The organism is Citrobacter sp. Res13-Sevr-PEB04-36 (assembly GCF_015672735.1).
Classification (GTDB): domain Bacteria; phylum Pseudomonadota; class Gammaproteobacteria; order Enterobacterales; family Enterobacteriaceae; genus Citrobacter.
Genome location: NZ_JADABY010000046.1, coordinates 21,511 through 38,525 on the forward strand (window position 1 = coordinate 21,511; position 17,015 = coordinate 38,525).

Here is a 17,015-nt window from a genome sequence, read left to right on the forward strand (position 1 = left end):
CATTTTCCTGATGGCGCTACGCTTATCAGGCCTACTGGCTATATTTATCGCGCGACCCAACCGAGGGTCCGCTCCGCCAACGCATCGCGGGCTGGCGTCAATAATTCCATCGCCATAAGACCCGCGTTGCGTCCAACGACCAGCGGAGCCCAGCGATTGGCAAACAAATACACCAGGCTGTTAGTCACGCCAATCGTTGTTTCGCGATCGGTCTCACGACGCTGCTGATAGCGCGACAGCACCGCATAATCGCCCACGTCTTCGGCGGCATCCTGTGCCTGCGTCAACGTTTCGGCAAGGCTCATGACATCGCGCAGGCCGAGGTTAAAACCTTGACCGGCAATGGGGTGCAGCGTCTGTGCCGCATTGCCCACCAGCACTGTGCGATGGGTAATCGCCTTCACCGCGGTGGTTAAAGATAGCGGGTAGGTGCTACGTTTACCGGCTTGCGTAATCTGCCCTAGTCGCCAGCCAAACGCGGTTTGCAGTTCGCGGCAAAACTGTTCGTCGGACCAGGCCATGATCTGATCACGCCTTTCCAGCGGATGACACCACACCAGCGAGCAGCGGCCATCTGACATTGGTAACATAGCCAGCGGGCCATGCTGCGTGAAACGTTCAAACGCCCGCCCGTTGTGCGGGACAGAGGTGGTGACGTTGGCGATCACCGCCAATTGCTCGTAAGGCTGCTGCTGCCAGTCAACGCCGCAGGCGGTCGCCAGCGCAGAGCGTGTGCCGTCAGCGGCTACCAGCACACGACCGGAAATCACCTCGCCATTCTCCAGCGTGACCTCAACGTGCTGCTGGGTACGCGACACGCTGGCCACCCGGTCAGGGCAATGTAGCGTGACGCCGCGCGCTTTGCGCAACAGCGCAAACAGGCGTAGCCCGACGTCATGCAGCTCCACCACCTGACCCAGCGCAGGAATACGATATTCCTGCGCATCAAGCGTCACAAACCCAGCATGTCCACGGTCGCTGACGTGCACCGTTTTGATTGCGGTTGCGCAATCGGCAATGGCCTGCCAGATGCCAATTCGCGCCAATTGCTGGCAGGTGCCTGCGGCCAGCGCAATCGCCCGGGCGTCAAATCCCGGATGGCGGTCAGTATCTGGCTCGCTCGCTTCAATAAGATGGACCGGCAGCGTCCCATGGCTAAGCTCTGAAATAGCCAGCGCCAGCATCGCACCAACCATACCGCCACCGACAATAATCACGCTCATTGCAGCCGCGCCGCAGCCATCAGGGCTTCAATGTCATCCGCCTTTTTCACTACGCTGGCGGTCAGGTTTTCATTACCGTCTTCGGTAATCAGGATGTCATCTTCAATACGAATACCGATACCGCGATAAGCCGCTGGTACGTCGGCGTCCGGCGCAATATACAGTCCAGGCTCGACGGTGAGTACCATCCCCGGTTCGAGGATACGCGAGCGATCCTGGCCATAAACGCCAACATCGTGGACATCTAGCCCCAGCCAGTGGCTCAGGCCATGCATAAAGAAAGGACGGTGTGCGTTGTCAGCAATCAGTTGATCGACATCACCGTGCAGAATACCCAGTTTTACCAGACCGGTAATCATGATGCGCACCACCTCTCCCGTCACGTCCTGGATGGAGGTCCCCGGACGATACAGACGCAGGCTGGTTTCCAGCGACGCCAGCACGATGTCATAGATCTCTCGCTGGGCGGGGCTGAACTTTCCGTTGACCGGGAAGGTGCGGGTAATGTCGCCAGCATAACCTCTGTATTCGCAGCCGGCGTCAATCAACACCAAATCGCCATCGCGCATTTCACTTTCGTTTTCGGTGTAATGCAGAATGCAGCCGTTTACACCGCTGCCGACAATGGTGTTATAGGAAGGATAACGCGCACCATGACGGGTAAATTCATGGTGGATCTCTCCTTCCAGTTGGTATTCGAACATTCCCGGACGGCATTTTTCCATCGCGCGGGTATGTGCCAGCGCGCTGATTTCACCGGCGCGACGCATAACCGCTATCTCTTCCGGCGATTTGAACAGGCGCATCTCGTGCACTATCGGACGCCAGTCAACAATCGTGGCCGGCGCTTTCAGGTTCTGCCGGGAGCCTTTGCGCAGTTTATCCATCGCCGTAAACACGATCTCATCAGCCCAGGCATACTCGCCCTGGGCGTGGTACACCGTGTCCAGACCGTTAAGCAACTGATACAACTGCTGGTTGATTTCGCTGAACGCTAACGCCCGATCAACGCCCAGTTTCTCGGGGGCGGCATCTTGCCCCAGACGGCGACCAAACCAGATCTCCGCCGTCAGGTCACGTACCCGGTTGAACAGAACGCTATGGTTATGAGTGTCATCACTTTTAATCAGCACCAGCACGGCTTCAGGTTCGTTAAAGCCAGTGAAGTACCAAAAGTCGCTGCTCTGGCGGTACGGATATTCACTGTCCGCACTGCGCGTCGCTTCTGGGGCCGCGAAAATCAGCGCAGCGCTGCCCGGCTGCATTTGCGCCAGTAATGCCTGGCGACGGCGTAAGTATTCTTGCTGAGTCATAACACTCTCCGTGGCGTTCTCGTTACTTAGTGCAGTGTCGGTTTACGCACTTCCGGCGCGGTCGGTTGCTGACGCGTAAACGTGTCATGGCACAACAGCGCAGCAACTCGCACGTACTCGATGATCTCTTCGAGCGACATTTCCAGCTCTTCCTGATCTTCGTCTTCGTCATATCCCAGCTGGGCGATATTGCGCAGGTCGTCGATCGCTTCACCGGTTTCGCCTGTCACTTTGTCGAGCTTAGGCTGTGTAACCCCGAGGCCCAGCAAAAAGTGATTGACCCAGCCCCCCAGCGCATCGGCACGATCGAACACGCTGACGTCGTCGCCTTCAGGCAGATAAAGCTGAAAAAGGAAGCCGTCATCTTCCAGGGCATCGCTGGTCGCCGCATGCATTTTGATCAGCGCCTGGGCCAGTTCATGACCAAAGGCCAAGCCTTCGTTGGTCAGGTCGTGCAACAGCGGCTGCCATGAGCTGTCGTTGTTGCCGCCGCAAATCATCCCGCTGATCAAACCGTGCATTTCGGCCGGGGTTAATCCAGCCCCTTGTTGGTTCAAAAACTGGTTAACTTCGGTGTAACCAGGCATTTCGTTCTGTATAGACATAAGCATTCGTCATCAAAGGGGGGATATTCATGATATGCTACCACTTTGGGCCCTGGTGGACCAGAAAAGGGCTTGTATGTTCATACCAGGGTAGCTATAGTGTCGCCCCTTCGCGGACCCAAGGTCTGGAGACGAAGGCAGCGCAGTCAATCAGCAGGAAGGTGGCATGTCTGCACAACCCGTCGATATCCAAATTTTTGGCCGTTCACTGCGAGTGAATTGCCCGCCTGAACAACAAGATGCGTTGAATCAGGCTGCGGACGATCTGAATCAGCGATTGCAAGATCTGAAAGTTCGCACTAGAGTCACAAATACTGAGCAGCTGGTTTTCATCGCCGCGTTGAACATCAGCTATGAGTTAACTCAGGAAAAAGCGAAGACGCGTGACTACGCGGCGAGCATGGAACAACGTATTCGGATGCTACAACAAACCATTGAACAAGCGTTGCTTGATCAGGGTCGCATAACCGAAAAAACGGGCCAAAACTTTGAATAACACTTTTCGGTTTACTGTGGTAGAGTGACCGTGAAGACAAAATTTCTCTGAGATGTTTGCAAGCGGGCCAGTCCCCTGAGCCGATATTTCATACCACAAGAATGTGGCGCTCCACGGTTGGTGAGCATGCTCGGTTCGTCCGAGAAGCCTTAAAACTGTGACGACACATTCACCTTGAACCAAGGGTTCAAGGGTTACAGCCTGCGGCGGCATCTCGGAGATTCCCTTCTACCTGGCAACAGCCATGACACTACTTTCTGAACTTCCTTTATCCCGGCAAGAAATTCGTCAACTGATTCGGCAACGTCGCCGTGCGCTAACCTCTGAGCAACAACGCCATTTTGGTCAGCAGGCCGCGAGCAGAATGCTGAGCTTCCCCCCTGTTGTACTCGCGCACACCGTGGCAGTATTTCTCTCTTTTGATGGCGAACTCGATACCCAACCGCTGATCGAACAGTTGTGGCGTGCAGGAAAGCGCGTCTATCTCCCGGTTCTGCATCCGTTTAGCCGCGGTAATTTACTTTTTCTGCACTATCATCCGCACAGCGACCTGGTAACTAATCGACTCAAAATCCAGGAGCCGCGACTTGATGTGCGCGACGTTTTGCCGCTGTCAAAGTTGGATGTATTGATTACACCACTGGTGGCGTTTGATGAAGACGGACAACGTTTAGGCATGGGTGGCGGTTTTTACGATCGCACGTTACAAAACTGGCAGCAGCATCAGATTCAGCCGGTGGGCTACGCACATGATTGCCAGCGGGTGGAGAAGTTACCGGTCGAAGAATGGGATATTCCGCTGCCCGCGGTGGTAACACCGTCAAAAGTATGGGAGTGGTAGCCTTGAATTGCCAGATGGCGCTACGCTTATCAGACCTACGAATCATCTCGTAGGTCGGTTAAGACGCAGTCGCCACCCGGCACGATGTACCAATAATTAGTACAGCATACGCGCGCGAATCGTTCCCGGAATGGCTTTCATCGCCAGCAGCGCTTTCTCCGCCACATCCTCATCTGCCTCAATATCAATGACCACATACCCCACATGCGCGGAGGTTTGCAGATACTGCGCGGCAATGTTAACGCCCTGCTCGGCAAAGATTTGGTTCAGCGCGGTCAGCACGCCTGGTCGGTTTTCGTGAATGTGCATCAAACGACGACCGCCGTGCAGCGGCAGCGACACTTCCGGGAAGTTAACCGCCGACAGCGTAGAGCCGTTATCGGAATACTTCGTCAGCTTACCTGCCACTTCCAGACCAATGTTTTCCTGCGCTTCCAGCGTTGAACCGCCGATGTGCGGCGTCAGGATCACGTTGTCAAAATCACACAGCGGAGACGTAAACGGATCGCTGTTGGTCGCCGGCTCCGTCGGGAAGACGTCGATTGCCGCGCCAGCCAAATGCTTAGTAGCTAACGCATCGCACAGCGCCGGAATATCGACGACCGTACCGCGCGCGGCGTTGATCAGCAGCGCACCCGGCTTCATCAGAGCAATCTCTTGCGCGCCCATCATATTCTTGGTGGAGGCATTTTCCGGCACGTGGAGGCTGACCACATCGCTCATATTGAGCAGGTCGGAAAGATGCTGTACCTGGGTGGCGTTACCCAGCGGGAGTTTGTTTTCAATATCATAGAAATAAACGTGCATCCCTAGCGATTCCGCCAGAATGCCCAACTGGGTACCAATGTGACCGTAACCAATAATCCCCAGTTTTTTGCCACGCGCTTCAAAAGAGCCGGTAGCCAGTTTGTTCCATACGCCACGGTGCGCTTTGGCGTTCGCTTCCGGCACGCCGCGCAGCAGCAGCAGCAATTCGCCAATCACCAGTTCGGCAACGGAGCGGGTGTTAGAGAATGGCGCGTTAAACACGGGGATCCCGCGCTTTGCCGCCGCGCCCAGATCAACCTGATTGGTGCCGATGCAGAAGCAGCCAATCGCGACCAGTTTCTCTGCGGCGTCAATCACATCTTCAGTCAGATGAGTACGGGATCGCAGGCCAATGAAGTGGGCATCACGGATGGACTCTTTCAACTGTTCAGTGTCCAGAGCGCCTTTGTGAAACTCGATGTTGGTGTAACCTGCCGCGCGAAGGCTTTCCAGTGCTTTTTGATGCACACCTTCAACCAGCAGAAACTTAATCTTTTCTTTCTCCAGTGATACCTTTGCCATTTCCCCGACCCTGTCTTTTTTTAGTTCAATCTGATGTGTTGTGTGTGGGATTTTCATCCGCCTCTTCAACATATCAAAAAAAAATATTGCGGCAATATGAACGTTTGCGTCGTCGTGCTGAAGAAGTGTCATTCAGAGGAAAATGTCAGAGTAAAATTCTGGTGATAACTTTTTCTTTGGAGGGATCGGCAGGACAATATTGTAAACGTGACACAAGTCACCAAATTTGCCCTGCCAAAATTTTTTTAGCAGCGGAAGATCTCGGTTATCAGATCATTTTACGATAGTTTTCACGCCATCTGCTGTGCCAATCAACGCGACGTCCGCCCCACGGTTGGCAAACAGACCTACGGTCACAACGCCCGGGATCGCGTTGATGGCGTTTTCCATCGCCACGGCGTCGAGGATCTCCAGACCGTGCACATCAAGGATGACGTTACCGTTATCAGTAACCACACCCTGACGGTATTCAGGACGACCGCCCAGCTTCACCAGTTGACGGGCAACCGCACTACGCGCCATCGGGATCACTTCTACCGGCAGCGGGAAGTTACCCAGAATATCGACTTCTTTGGACGCGTCGGCGATGCAGATAAATTTCTTAGCGACGGAAGCAATAATTTTTTCGCGGGTCAGCGCTGCGCCGCCGCCTTTAATCATTTGCATGTGGCCGTTGATTTCGTCCGCGCCATCAACGTACACGCCAAGGCTGTCCACTTCGTTAAGATCGAACACATGGATACCGAGGCTTTTGAGTTTTTCAGTCGATGCGTCCGAACTGGAGACTGCGCCTTCAATCTGACCTTTCATGGTGCCCAGCGCATCAATAAAGTGCGCGGCCGTTGAACCGGTACCTACGCCCACAATGGTGCCGGGCTGTACATACTGAAGTGCCGCCCATCCTACTGCTTTTTTCAGTTCATCCTGCGTCATGATCGTTTCGCCTGTGGTGTGAATGTGGTGTGGAAATTCACGCGCATTATAGAACATTGCGTAGAAAAATGTCCTCACACCCGCGCACAGGTGGCGGATTTCGTCTGTACCCAACCTAAAATTGTGTCATAGTGCAGAATACGCAAAAATATCAGGAGTACGTCAGAGCAATGAAACGTCCGGACTACAGAACACTACAAGCACTGGATGCGGTTATTCGTGAACGGGGATTTGAGCGCGCTGCGCAAAAGCTATGCATCACACAATCCGCGGTTTCACAACGCATAAAACAGCTTGAGAATATGTTCGGACAACCACTGCTGGTGCGTACCGTACCGCCTCGTCCAACCGAACAGGGGCAAAAGCTGCTGGCACTGCTGCGTCAAGTCGAGCTACTGGAAGATGAGTGGCTGGGGGATGAACAAACTGGCTCAACGCCGCTGCTGCTCTCGTTGGCCGTCAACGCCGACAGTCTGGCAACCTGGTTACTCCCGGCGCTGGCTCCCGTGCTGGCAAACTCCCCCATTCGTCTGAACCTACAGGTTGAAGATGAAACGCGCACTCAGGAACGCCTGCGTCGCGGTGAGGTAGTAGGCGCGGTGAGTATTCAACATCAGGCGCTGCCAAGCTGTCTGGTGGATAAACTGGGCGCGCTGGACTACCTGTTTGTCGGCTCAAAACCTTTTGCCGAGCGCTATTTCCCGAATGGCGTCACCCGCTCCGCCCTGCTGAAAGCGCCAGCGGTTGCATTTGACCATCTCGACGACATGCATCAGGCTTTTCTGCAACAAAACTTCGATCTGCCGCCGGGCAGCGTGCCATGCCACATCGTTAACTCGTCGGAAGCCTTCGTGCAACTGGCGCGTCAGGGCACCACCTGCTGCATGATCCCACACTTACAGATCGAGAAAGAACTGGAAAGCGGCGAGCTTATCGACTTAACGCCAGGTCTGTTCCAGCGGCGGATGCTCTACTGGCATCGCTTTGCGCCGGAAAGCCGCATGATGCGCAACGTCACCGACGCACTACTGGCCTACGGACATAACGTCCTGCGTCAGGACTAGCTCTTCACATTGATGCCGGAGGGCAGTGTAACGCCTTATCCGGCCAACATGCCCCAAGCACATTTCATGTTATTCCCATCACGTCTTTGAAATCCATCACAAAATAAAATATACCACGCGGCAAAAAACGACGCCCTATTGGCTATTTTTTGCTGGCGACAAGCCAGATGAAAAAGCTCACCGTATTCGTAAAGATTCAACTTATTGCGTAATACGGAGCAAAAAATGGCCAATATGCAGGCGTGGCAAACGCTCGCCAACAAAGAACTCAGCCGGCGGGAAAAAACCGTCGACTCGCTGGTAAAACAGACAGCAGAAGGGATTGCCATCAAGCCGCTGTACACTGAAGCTGACCTCGATAACCTGGAGGTGACGGGTACCCTTCCCGGCCTGGCGCCTTACGTTCGCGGCCCACGCGCCACCATGTATACCGCACAGCCATGGACTATTCGCCAGTACGCCGGGTTCTCTACCGCCAAAGAATCTAACGCGTTTTATCGCCGCAATCTCGCCGCCGGACAAAAAGGGCTTTCCGTCGCCTTTGACCTTGCCACCCATCGCGGCTACGACTCAGATAATCCGCGCGTGGCGGGTGACGTCGGCAAAGCGGGCGTGGCAATTGATACCGTTGAAGACATGAAGGTGCTGTTCGACCAGATCCCGCTGGATAAAATGTCGGTATCCATGACCATGAACGGCGCGGTACTCCCGGTGATGGCGTTTTATATCGTGGCAGCGCAGGAGCAAGGCGTCGCGCCGGAACTGCTCACTGGCACGATACAAAACGATATTCTGAAAGAGTACCTGTGCCGCAACACCTATATTTACCCGCCCAAACCCTCAATGCGCATTATCGCCGACATCATCGCCTGGTGTTCTGACAATATGCCGCGCTTTAATACCATCAGCATCAGCGGGTATCACATGGGTGAAGCCGGTGCCAACTGCGTACAGCAGGTGGCGTTTACCCTGGCTGACGGGATTGAGTACATCAAGGCCGCGCTGTCCGCCGGGCTGAAGATAGATGATTTCGCCCCGCGCCTGTCATTCTTCTTCGGCATTGGCATGGATCTGTTTATGAACGTCGCCATGCTGCGTGCCGCGCGCTATCTGTGGAGCGAGGCGGTCAGCGGTTTTGGCGCCACCAACCCAAAATCCTTAGCGCTGCGCACCCACTGCCAAACCTCCGGCTGGAGCCTGACCGAGCAGGATCCGTACAACAACGTGGTGCGCACCACCATCGAAGCACTGGGCGCAACCCTGGGCGGTACCCAGTCTTTGCACACCAACGCCTTTGATGAAGCTCTCGGCCTGCCAACCGATTTCTCCGCCCGCATCGCACGTAATACGCAGATCATCATCCAGGAGGAGTCAGAGATCTGCCGCACCGTCGATCCGCTGGCCGGATCGTATTACGTAGAATCGCTGACCGATCAGATCGTTAAGCAAGCACGGGCGATCATCGAACAGATCGACGACGCGGGTGGAATGGCGAAAGCGATAGAAGCCGGGTTACCAAAACGGATGATCGAAGAAGCCTCCGCCCGCGAACAGTCACTCATCGACCAGGGCCAGCGCGTTATTGTTGGCGTGAACAAATATAAGCTGGATAAAGAAGACGCCACATCGGTGCTGGAAATCGACAACGTGAAGGTGCGCAATGAGCAGATTGCTTCGCTGCAGCACATCCGTGCGACCCGCGACGACAGCGCCGTGAAGGCCGCGCTGAAGGCGTTGACCCACGCGGCGCAACACAATGAAAACCTGCTCGCCGCCGCGATAGATGCCGCCCGCGTTCGCGCCACGCTCGGTGAAATCTCCGACGCACTGGAAACCGTCTTTGACCGTTACCTGGTACCCAGCCAGTGTGTCACTGGGGTGATTGCGAAAAGCTACCACCAGTCTGAAAAATCCGCCGACGAGTTTGACGCCATTGTTGCGCAAACCGAACGGTTCCTGGCAGATAATGGGCGTCGACCGCGCATTCTGATCGCCAAGATGGGTCAGGACGGTCACGATCGCGGGGCCAAAGTAATCGCCAGCGCCTATTCCGATCTCGGTTTCGATGTTGATCTCAGCCCGATGTTCTCTACGCCAGAAGAGATCGCCCGCCTGGCGGTGGAAAACGATGTGCATGTGATTGGCGCTTCTTCACTGGCTGCGGGTCATAAAACGTTGATCCCTGAACTGGTAGCCGCACTCAAAGGCTGGGGACGCGAGGACATCTGTGTGGTAGCGGGCGGTGTGATCCCGCCGCAGGATTACGCCTTCCTGCAGGCGCGCGGCGTTGCCGCCATTTATGGTCCCGGTATGCCGATGCTCGACAGTGTGCGGGATGTATTAACCCGCATCGGACAGCACCATGATTAGCAACGCCACGCTGGCTGATAGCGTCCGTCGTCTACGCCAGGGTGAGCGTGCCACTCTCGCTCAGGCCATGACGCTGGTCGAGAGCCAACATCCGCGTCATCTGGCGCTAAGTACACAGCTACTGGACGCCATCATGCCGTTCACCGGTAACGCCCTACGTTTGGGCATTACCGGCACGCCGGGCGCGGGGAAAAGCACCTTTCTGGAAGCCTTTGGCATGCTGCTGATCCGCAAGGGACTGCGGGTGGCTGTAATCGCCGTCGATCCCAGCAGTCCGGTCAGCGGCGGCAGCATTCTGGGCGATAAAACCCGAATGACGGAACTGGCGCGTGCAGATGCCGCGTTTATTCGACCGGTTCCTTCCAGTGGGCATTTGGGGGGTGCCAGCCAACGCGCCCGTGAATTAATGCTGTTGTGCGAGGCAGCGGGCTTTGACGTGGTGATTGTCGAAACCGTCGGTGTTGGGCAGTCCGAAACTGAAGTGGCCCGCATGGTGGATTGCTTTCTCTCGCTGCTAATCGCCGGCGGCGGTGACGATCTTCAGGGCATCAAAAAAGGGATCATGGAGATGGCGGATCTGGTCATCATCAACAAGGATGACGGTGACAACCGCGCCAACGTCGCCATCACTCGCCATATGTATGAATCCGCCCTGCACATTCTGCGCCGTAAGTATGACGAGTGGCAGCCGCAGGCTCTGGCCTGTAGTGCGCTGGAAAAACGCGGCATTGAGGAGATCTGGCAGGCCATCACCGACTTTCAAACAAGCCTTACGGCCAGCGGTCGGCTGGAAAAAGTCCGCCAGCAGCAGGCAGTGGATTGGTTACAGAGACAGGCCGAAGAAGAGGCGCTGCACCTGTTATTTGCCCGCACTGATTTCAATCGCTATTTCCAGCAAACGCTGCAGTCGGTCAGGAACAATGACCTTTCCCCGCGTACCGGTCTGCGACACATCAGCGAATTTATCCAACATCATTACTTTGATTAAAGAGAACATTATGTCCTATCAATACGTCAACGTCGTCATCATCCAGAAAGTCGCGGTCATTGAGTTCAATTATTCCCGCAAGCTTAACGCCCTGAGCAAAGTGTTTATTGACGATCTTATGCTGGCGCTGAACGATCTCAATCGTCCGGAAATTCGCTGCATTATTCTGCGCGCACCGAGCGGGGCTAAAGTGTTCTCTGCCGGACATGATATTCATGAACTCCCTACCGGACGTCGCGATCCGCTGTCCTATGACGATCCGCTGCGCCAGATCACCCGAATGATCCAAAAGTACCCGAAACCTATTATCTCGATGGTCGAAGGCAGCGTCTGGGGCGGCGCATTTGAGATGATCATGAGTTCCGATCTCATAATCGCCGCCGAAACCTCAACGTTCTCGATGACACCGGTCAATCTCGGCGTGCCGTATAACCTGGTAGGTATTCACAACCTGACCCGCGACGCGGGCTTTCACATCGTCAAAGAACTGATTTTTACCGCCTCCCCTATCACCGCTCAGCGTGCGCTGGCGGTCGGCATTCTCAACCATGTGGTCGCCGTCGACGAGCTGGAAGATTTTACCCTGCAAATGGCACATCACATCTCGGAAAAAGCGCCACTGGCAATTGCGGTTATCAAAGAAGAACTGCGCGTGTTGGGCGAAGCGCACACCATGAATTCCGATGAATTTGAACGCATCCAGGGTATGCGCCGCGCGGTTTACGACAGCGATGACTATCAGGAAGGGATGAATGCGTTTTTAGAAAAACGGAAACCGAACTTCGTCGGCCATTAATCGCGGCTAGCTAAAGGAAAAGCCATGAAACGGATGAGCGCCGAACAGGCGGCAGAAATTATTCAGCATGATGATATGGTGGCATTCAGCGGTTTTACGCCTGCGGGTTCGCCAAAAGCGTTGCCCGCCGCGATTGCCCAGCGCGCCTGCGAACTGCATCAGGTTGGGCAGCCCTTTCAAATCCGCCTGCTGACCGGCGCATCAATTAGCGCCGCCGCAGATGACGCGCTCTCTGAGGCGGATGCCGTTTCCTGGCGCGCGCCTTATCAAACCTCGTCTGGCCTGCGTCAGAAAATTAATCAGGGCCAGGTGCGGTTTGTTGATCTCCATCTCAGTGAAGTCGCGCAGATGGTCAATTACGGTTTTTTTGGCGAGATTGATGTTGCCGTTATAGAGGCCTCGGCCATTGCGCCAGACGGTAGGGTTTGGCTGACCAGCGGGATCGGCAACGCGCCGACCTGGCTGCTACGGGCGAAAAAAGTCATCATTGAGCTGAATCATTATCACAACCCGCGCGTGGCGGAACTGGCCGACATTGTGATTCCGGGCGCGCCGCCACGGCGTAACAGCGTACCTATTTTTCATACGATGGATCGCATCGGCAGCCAGTGTGTGCAGGTAGACCCGAAAAAGATTGTTGCACTGGTGGAAACGAACCAGCCCGATGCCGGAAGTATCTCGGATAAAACCAATCCGCTCTGCCAGCAAATCGCCGATAACGTGGTGCGCTTTCTGCTGGCGGAAATGGCGCACAAGCGTATCCCACCTGAGTTTCTGCCCTTGCAGAGCGGCGTCGGCAATATTAACAACGCGGTGATGGCACGACTGGGCGAGAACCCGGATATTCCCCCCTTTATGATGTACTCCGAGGTGCTGCAGGAATCGGTGGTGCATCTGCTGGAAACGGGCAAGATAACCGGTGCCAGCGCCTCCAGCCTGACGATTTCCGACGTCTCACTACAGAAGATTTACGCCAATATGGATTTCTTCGCCAGCCGCATTGTTCTGCGCCCGCAAGAGATCTCCAATAATCCGGAGATCATCCGTCGCCTGGGGGTGATTGCACTTAATGTCGGCCTGGAATTTGATATCTATGGTCATGCCAACTCCACGCACGTCGCAGGGGTAAATCTGATGAATGGCATCGGCGGCAGCGGGGATTTTGAGCGCAACGCCTATCTGTCTATCTTTATGGCCCCGTCAATTGCCAAAGACGGGAAAATCTCAACGATTGTCCCGATGTGTAGCCATGTCGATCACAGCGAGCATAGCGTTAAAGTGATCATAACCGAACAGGGGATTGCCGATCTACGCGGGTTATCGCCACTGCAACGGGCGCACACCATCATCGACAACTGTGCGCACCCGCTTTATCGCGATTATCTGCATCAGTATCTGGAACAGGCACCCGGCGGACATATTCATCACGATCTCAACCACGCGTTCGATCTGCACCGCAATCTGCTCGAAACCGGATCGATGCTGGGTTAATTTGCCGTACCGTCACGATCTTCAGCAATGTGCTGGAGCATCGTGGCGGTATACCGATGATTTTTCAGCGAATAGAGAAATTCCTGCATATACATCGGGCTGCCGGGCGCATCAAAATATTTCAGCGTCGCCGGATTCACCAGCCGCCAGGCAAAATGAGGGATCACCGTCAGAAAATGTCCACGCTCCACCGCGCTCACCTTGGCCATAAAGCTGTACGGGCGATAGATAATGGTTGGATTGATCCCACAGGGTCGCATGTAGGCATCCAGCATCGCTTCAAAGTTGGCGCGGTTCTGAAAACGCATTTGCAGCCAGGGTAATTCCCGCAGCAGATCCTGTGGCTGTTTTTCTTCGTAACGGCGGGAAACCAAAAAACCAAGGCGCAGGGGGGGCAGTTCGTTAACAGACAGATTTTCCAGCTCCTGCACTCGCGAAGAGACATGTTGCGGTGAAATAATAAAATCCAGCTGTCGATCGAACAGATTATCAATCACCCCATTCTCACTGAATTCAACGGCCTGGGCCGTCACACCTTCATACTTATCACCCAGGCTAATCAGCTGGTCAAAAATGATGGTCGGATAGGTATTATCGATTCCAATAACGACATCCCGGGAGCGACGCGACGAAGTATGGATTTCGTTATCAATGGCGGACAAACGCTGATAGACGGGAAACAGTTTTTGATACAGTTCCTGACCGGCTTTATTGAGACTGATGTTGTTGTCTTTACGGGTAAACAGCGTATAGCCGATTTGGTCCTCCAGCGCGGCAATGCTTTTACCAAAGGGCGATGCGGTCATGTGGATTTTTTCTGCTGCTCTGGCGATGTTATTGGTTTGCGCCAACAGAATAAAATTACGCATCTTTTTCGAGATAAAAATATCCATAGTCACCTCATAAAATCACTATGGCATATCCTCATTACGGCGAAAAAAAGACTGGATGTGAGGTCGCACTTTTACAGTTGTTCACATAAAAAACCCGGCGGATAAGCCGGGTCTGAAAGATTACTGCGTTTTGGCAGGTGCTGCTGGCTGACCCGCCGCGGGCTCTATCTGGAACACCACATCAACCTGATCGTCAAACTGAATGACCGGCTGCTCGTAGGTTTCCTGAGCCGATGCTGCAGGCGCTGCGTCGGCTTTCATCATTCGTACCATCGGGCTCGGCTGATAATTTGACACGTGGTAGCGCACGCTGTAAACCGGGCCGAGCTTGCTGTTAAAGCCCGCTGCCAGTTGTTCAGCCTGATGAATTGCATCATTAATGGCAGCTTTACGCGCTTTATCTTTGTAGGCATCCGGTTGGGCCACGCCCAGCGACACCGAACGAATTTCGTTCAGACCTGCTTTCAGCGCGCCGTCCAGCAGTGCATTAAGTTTATCCAGCTGACGCAGTGTCACCTCAACAGTGCGCACCGCGCGATAGCCTTTGAGTACGCTTTTACCATTCTGGTAATCGTAATCCGGCTGCGTACGCAGGTTTGCAGAGCTGATGTCTTTCTTGGCTATCTGGTTTTCTTCCAGGAAGGAAAGGTATTGTGCGACGCGTTCGTCAGCTTGTTTCTTTGCTGAGGCCGCATCCTTTGCCGCCACATTGACTTCAATTGCCAGCGTCGCGATATCAGGTGTCGCATCCACGCTTGCCGTTCCGGAAGTCACGATGTGCGGTCCATTCGGCAATTCATTTGCCTGTACTGTAAGTGCACTGAATCCGACTAATGCCGCCAGGGCCATTATTTTGAACTTCACTGTCGTTCCTCCATGTTTCATTATTTACCCCAAAACTCAGGGCACATGCAGGCAAGCTTAGCGGATCTCAGCCTGTTGTCCATCAGACAACACTTAGTTGAACAGCGCATCCACGTGCGCAACGCCTTCTTTTGCCAGTTGAAAAGCAATAAACCACATCACTAATCCCACCAGCGTATTGATGATTCGTTGTGCTTTGGCGGTGCGCAGACGCGGTGCCAGCCAGGCCGCCAGCAGCGCCAGACCAAAGAACCACAGGAACGATGCGCTAACGGTGCCCAGCGCAAACCAGCGCTTCGGCTCGACGTCCAGTTGACCACCAAGACTGCCCAATACCACAAAGGTATCGAGATAGACGTGCGGGTTAAGCCACGTCACTGCCAGCATTGTGGCGATAATTTTCCAGCGCCCTTGCTTCATCACTTCGGCACTGGCCAGCTCCAGATTGCTGCTCATCGCCGTTTTTAACGCGCCGAAACCATACCAGAGTAAAAACGCCACCCCACCCCAGGTCACCAGCGCCATCAGCCACGGCGACTGCATCAGCAGAGCGCTACCACCAAAGATCCCTGCGCAGATCAGCAGTAAATCGCTGATGGCACAAAGTAAGGCGATCATGATGTGATACTGGCGACGAATCCCCTGATTCATCACGAAAGCATTTTGTGGGCCGAGCGGAAGGATCATTGCCGCACCAAGCGCAAGCCCTTGAAAATAATATGATAACACGTTAATTATCCCGAATTGCTTCTCTTAAGCGCAGACTATAGCGCGGGATAATCATTAGCGGAAATTGATAATATTAATCAGGTATAAGAGGAATTAATACCCGGAGGGAAAACGCCGGATGGCGGCTGACGCCTTATCCGGCCTACAGGTTTTGTAGGCCCGGTAAGCGGTAGCGCCACCGGGCTCGCGATTATTCTGCCGCGTTCGCTTTCACGCGCTTGAAGTTCACATCCATCTGCGGATACGGGAAGCTGATGCCGTGAGCGTCAAACTCGCGCTTAATGCGTTCCAGTACGTCCCAGTAAACGCTTTGCAGATCGCTGCTGTTGCTCCAGACACGCACTACAAAATTAATCGAGGACGCCCCCAGCTCATTCAGGCGCACCGTCATTTCACGATCTTTCAGGATACGCTCATCAGACTGAATGATATCGGTAAGGATCTGTTTAACCTGATCGATATCGGAGTCGTAGGCCACACCGATAATAAATTCGTTACGACGGACCGGCTCACGAGAGAAGTTAATGATATTCCCGGCAATGATTTTCCCGTTGGGAATCACTACGATTTTGCCGTCTACGGTACGCATGGTGGTAGAGAAAATCTGCACATTGAGTACGGTGCCGGCTACACCGCCAAGATCGACATACTCACCCGCGCGGAACGGACGGAACATCACCAACAGAACGCCTGCGGCGAGGTTAGACAGCGAGCCTTGCAACGCCAGACCAACGGCTAAACCGGCGGCACCGAGCACGGCGATAACAGAGGCGGTCTGCACACCAACGCGGCCCAGCGCAGCAATCAGCGTAAAGGCAATAATACCGTAGCGCACCAGTGCAGAAAGAAAATCAGCCACGGTCGCATCAATTTGACGCGCCACCATCACACGGTTAATGGTGTTAGACACAACGCGCGCCACAATCATCCCGACGATGACAATAGCGATAGCCGCAACGATGTTGACGGCATAGCTCAACAGCAGTTCCTGGTTACGCACCAACCAGGTGCCCGCACCGTTTATGCTGTCGACAACATTCAAATCTTCCATTTAATAGTCCTTGGTCATATCAAATATAA

Annotated in this window: 16 protein-coding genes and 1 other RNA gene; 8 read left to right on the forward strand and 9 right to left on the reverse strand. The window is 54.4% G+C overall.

The window, feature by feature from the left end; all coding sequences use genetic code 11:
• Positions 1-44 precede the first annotated feature (44 nt).
• Genes ubiH through IMQ48_RS14720 form a run of 3 tightly spaced genes read right to left on the reverse strand, consistent with a single transcriptional unit; the run spans position 45 to position 3,141 of the window.
• Positions 45-1,223: a 2-octaprenyl-6-methoxyphenyl hydroxylase gene (gene ubiH / locus IMQ48_RS14710; protein ID WP_196209627.1), complete on the reverse strand. Its 1,179-nt coding sequence runs from the start codon at positions 1,221-1,223 to the stop codon at positions 45-47.
• Entirely contained in the window at positions 1,220-2,536 is a 1,317-nt protein-coding gene (gene pepP, locus IMQ48_RS14715) for a Xaa-Pro aminopeptidase (protein WP_196209628.1), read from the reverse strand. The genes ubiH and pepP overlap by 4 nt, the downstream gene beginning before the upstream one ends.
• Positions 2,537-2,562: 26 nt before the next feature.
• Positions 2,563-3,141, reverse strand: a complete 579-nt coding sequence (locus IMQ48_RS14720; protein WP_196209629.1) for a YecA family protein — start codon at positions 3,139-3,141, stop codon at positions 2,563-2,565.
• A gap of 166 nt (positions 3,142-3,307) precedes the next feature.
• Here IMQ48_RS14720 and zapA point away from each other — a divergent pair, with 166 nt between their 5' ends.
• The 3 genes from zapA (at position 3,308) to IMQ48_RS14735 (ending at position 4,478) form a co-directional block, all read left to right on the forward strand.
• Positions 3,308-3,637: a cell division protein ZapA gene (gene zapA / locus IMQ48_RS14725; RefSeq protein WP_096755784.1), complete on the forward strand. Its 330-nt coding sequence runs from the start codon at positions 3,308-3,310 to the stop codon at positions 3,635-3,637.
• A 41-nt stretch (positions 3,638-3,678) separates the two neighbouring features.
• A non-coding RNA gene (ssrS, locus tag IMQ48_RS14730) (6S RNA) lies at positions 3,679-3,862 on the forward strand.
• A 19-nt stretch (positions 3,863-3,881) separates the two neighbouring features.
• Positions 3,882-4,478, forward strand: a complete 597-nt coding sequence (locus IMQ48_RS14735; protein ID WP_196209630.1) for a 5-formyltetrahydrofolate cyclo-ligase — start codon at positions 3,882-3,884, stop codon at positions 4,476-4,478.
• Positions 4,479-4,574: 96 nt separating this feature from the next.
• On the opposite strand, the gene serA is transcribed toward IMQ48_RS14735, so the two are convergent.
• Both serA and rpiA read right to left on the reverse strand, forming a co-directional pair.
• Positions 4,575-5,807 (reverse strand): phosphoglycerate dehydrogenase, encoded by a 1,233-nt coding sequence (gene serA, locus IMQ48_RS14740; RefSeq protein WP_196209631.1) that lies wholly within the window; start codon positions 5,805-5,807, stop codon positions 4,575-4,577.
• A 273-nt stretch (positions 5,808-6,080) separates the two neighbouring features.
• On the reverse strand, positions 6,081-6,740 hold the full coding sequence (rpiA, locus tag IMQ48_RS14745; RefSeq protein WP_136345248.1) for a ribose-5-phosphate isomerase RpiA: 660 nt from the start codon (positions 6,738-6,740) through the stop codon (positions 6,081-6,083).
• Between the two features lie 170 nt (positions 6,741-6,910).
• Between rpiA and argP the strand changes: the two genes are divergently transcribed.
• The 5 genes from argP to IMQ48_RS14770 all read left to right on the forward strand — a co-directional run bounded on the left by argP (position 6,911) and on the right by IMQ48_RS14770 (position 13,449).
• The gene (argP, locus tag IMQ48_RS14750) at positions 6,911-7,804 is read left to right on the forward strand and encodes a DNA-binding transcriptional regulator ArgP (protein ID WP_003825477.1); all 894 of its coding nucleotides are present in this window, start codon (positions 6,911-6,913) and stop codon (positions 7,802-7,804) included.
• A 225-nt stretch (positions 7,805-8,029) separates the two neighbouring features.
• Positions 8,030-10,174 (forward strand): methylmalonyl-CoA mutase, encoded by a 2,145-nt coding sequence (gene scpA, locus IMQ48_RS14755; protein ID WP_196209632.1) that lies wholly within the window; start codon positions 8,030-8,032, stop codon positions 10,172-10,174.
• On the forward strand, positions 10,167-11,162 hold the full coding sequence (gene meaB / locus IMQ48_RS14760) for a methylmalonyl Co-A mutase-associated GTPase MeaB (RefSeq protein ID WP_196209633.1): 996 nt from the start codon (positions 10,167-10,169) through the stop codon (positions 11,160-11,162). Before scpA ends, meaB begins: the two co-directional genes overlap by 8 nt.
• A 10-nt stretch (positions 11,163-11,172) precedes the next feature.
• Complete coding sequence (scpB, locus tag IMQ48_RS14765) at positions 11,173-11,958, forward strand: methylmalonyl-CoA decarboxylase (protein WP_196209634.1); 786 nt, start codon at positions 11,173-11,175, stop codon at positions 11,956-11,958.
• Between the two features lie 24 nt (positions 11,959-11,982).
• The gene (locus tag IMQ48_RS14770; protein WP_196209635.1) at positions 11,983-13,449 is read left to right on the forward strand and encodes an acetyl-CoA hydrolase/transferase family protein; all 1,467 of its coding nucleotides are present in this window, start codon (positions 11,983-11,985) and stop codon (positions 13,447-13,449) included.
• Here IMQ48_RS14770 and IMQ48_RS14775 read toward each other — a convergent pair.
• The 4 genes from IMQ48_RS14775 to IMQ48_RS14790 form a co-directional block, all read right to left on the reverse strand.
• Entirely contained in the window at positions 13,446-14,342 is an 897-nt protein-coding gene (locus IMQ48_RS14775) for a LysR family transcriptional regulator (RefSeq protein WP_196209636.1), read from the reverse strand. The two genes, IMQ48_RS14770 and IMQ48_RS14775, sit on opposite strands and share 4 nt — an antisense overlap.
• A 120-nt stretch (positions 14,343-14,462) precedes the next feature.
• Positions 14,463-15,206 (reverse strand): oxidative stress defense protein, encoded by a 744-nt coding sequence (locus IMQ48_RS14780; protein WP_196209637.1) that lies wholly within the window; start codon positions 15,204-15,206, stop codon positions 14,463-14,465.
• A gap of 93 nt (positions 15,207-15,299) precedes the next feature.
• Positions 15,300-15,935, reverse strand: coding sequence for an arginine exporter ArgO (argO, locus tag IMQ48_RS14785; protein WP_096755774.1), 636 nt, complete (start codon positions 15,933-15,935; stop codon positions 15,300-15,302).
• 190 nt (positions 15,936-16,125) lie between these two features.
• Entirely contained in the window at positions 16,126-16,986 is an 861-nt protein-coding gene (locus IMQ48_RS14790) for a small-conductance mechanosensitive channel MscS (protein ID WP_196209638.1), read from the reverse strand.
• Positions 16,987-17,015: the final 29 nt, after the last annotated feature.

Excerpts from the sequence above, each read along its gene's own strand:
- IMQ48_RS14720 (WP_196209629.1), bottom strand. The coding sequence starts at position 3,141 with ATGTCTATACAGAACGAAATGCCTGGTTACACCGAAGTTAACCAGTTT.
- IMQ48_RS14770 (WP_196209635.1), top strand. The coding sequence starts at position 11,983 with ATGAAACGGATGAGCGCCGAACAGGCGGCAGAAATTATTCAGCATGAT.
- ubiH (WP_196209627.1), bottom strand. The coding sequence starts at position 1,223 with ATGAGCGTGATTATTGTCGGTGGCGGTATGGTTGGTGCGATGCTGGCG.
- IMQ48_RS14735 (WP_196209630.1), top strand. The coding sequence starts at position 3,882 with ATGACACTACTTTCTGAACTTCCTTTATCCCGGCAAGAAATTCGTCAA.
- scpA (WP_196209632.1), top strand. The coding sequence starts at position 8,030 with ATGGCCAATATGCAGGCGTGGCAAACGCTCGCCAACAAAGAACTCAGC.
- pepP (WP_196209628.1), bottom strand. The coding sequence starts at position 2,536 with ATGACTCAGCAAGAATACTTACGCCGTCGCCAGGCATTACTGGCGCAA.
- IMQ48_RS14775 (WP_196209636.1), bottom strand. The coding sequence starts at position 14,342 with ATGGATATTTTTATCTCGAAAAAGATGCGTAATTTTATTCTGTTGGCG.
- scpB (WP_196209634.1), top strand. The coding sequence starts at position 11,173 with ATGTCCTATCAATACGTCAACGTCGTCATCATCCAGAAAGTCGCGGTC.
- IMQ48_RS14790 (WP_196209638.1), bottom strand. The coding sequence starts at position 16,986 with ATGGAAGATTTGAATGTTGTCGACAGCATAAACGGTGCGGGCACCTGG.
- serA (WP_196209631.1), bottom strand. The coding sequence starts at position 5,807 with ATGGCAAAGGTATCACTGGAGAAAGAAAAGATTAAGTTTCTGCTGGTT.
- rpiA (WP_136345248.1), bottom strand. The coding sequence starts at position 6,740 with ATGACGCAGGATGAACTGAAAAAAGCAGTAGGATGGGCGGCACTTCAG.
- zapA (WP_096755784.1), top strand. The coding sequence starts at position 3,308 with ATGTCTGCACAACCCGTCGATATCCAAATTTTTGGCCGTTCACTGCGA.
- argP (WP_003825477.1), top strand. The coding sequence starts at position 6,911 with ATGAAACGTCCGGACTACAGAACACTACAAGCACTGGATGCGGTTATT.
- meaB (WP_196209633.1), top strand. The coding sequence starts at position 10,167 with ATGATTAGCAACGCCACGCTGGCTGATAGCGTCCGTCGTCTACGCCAG.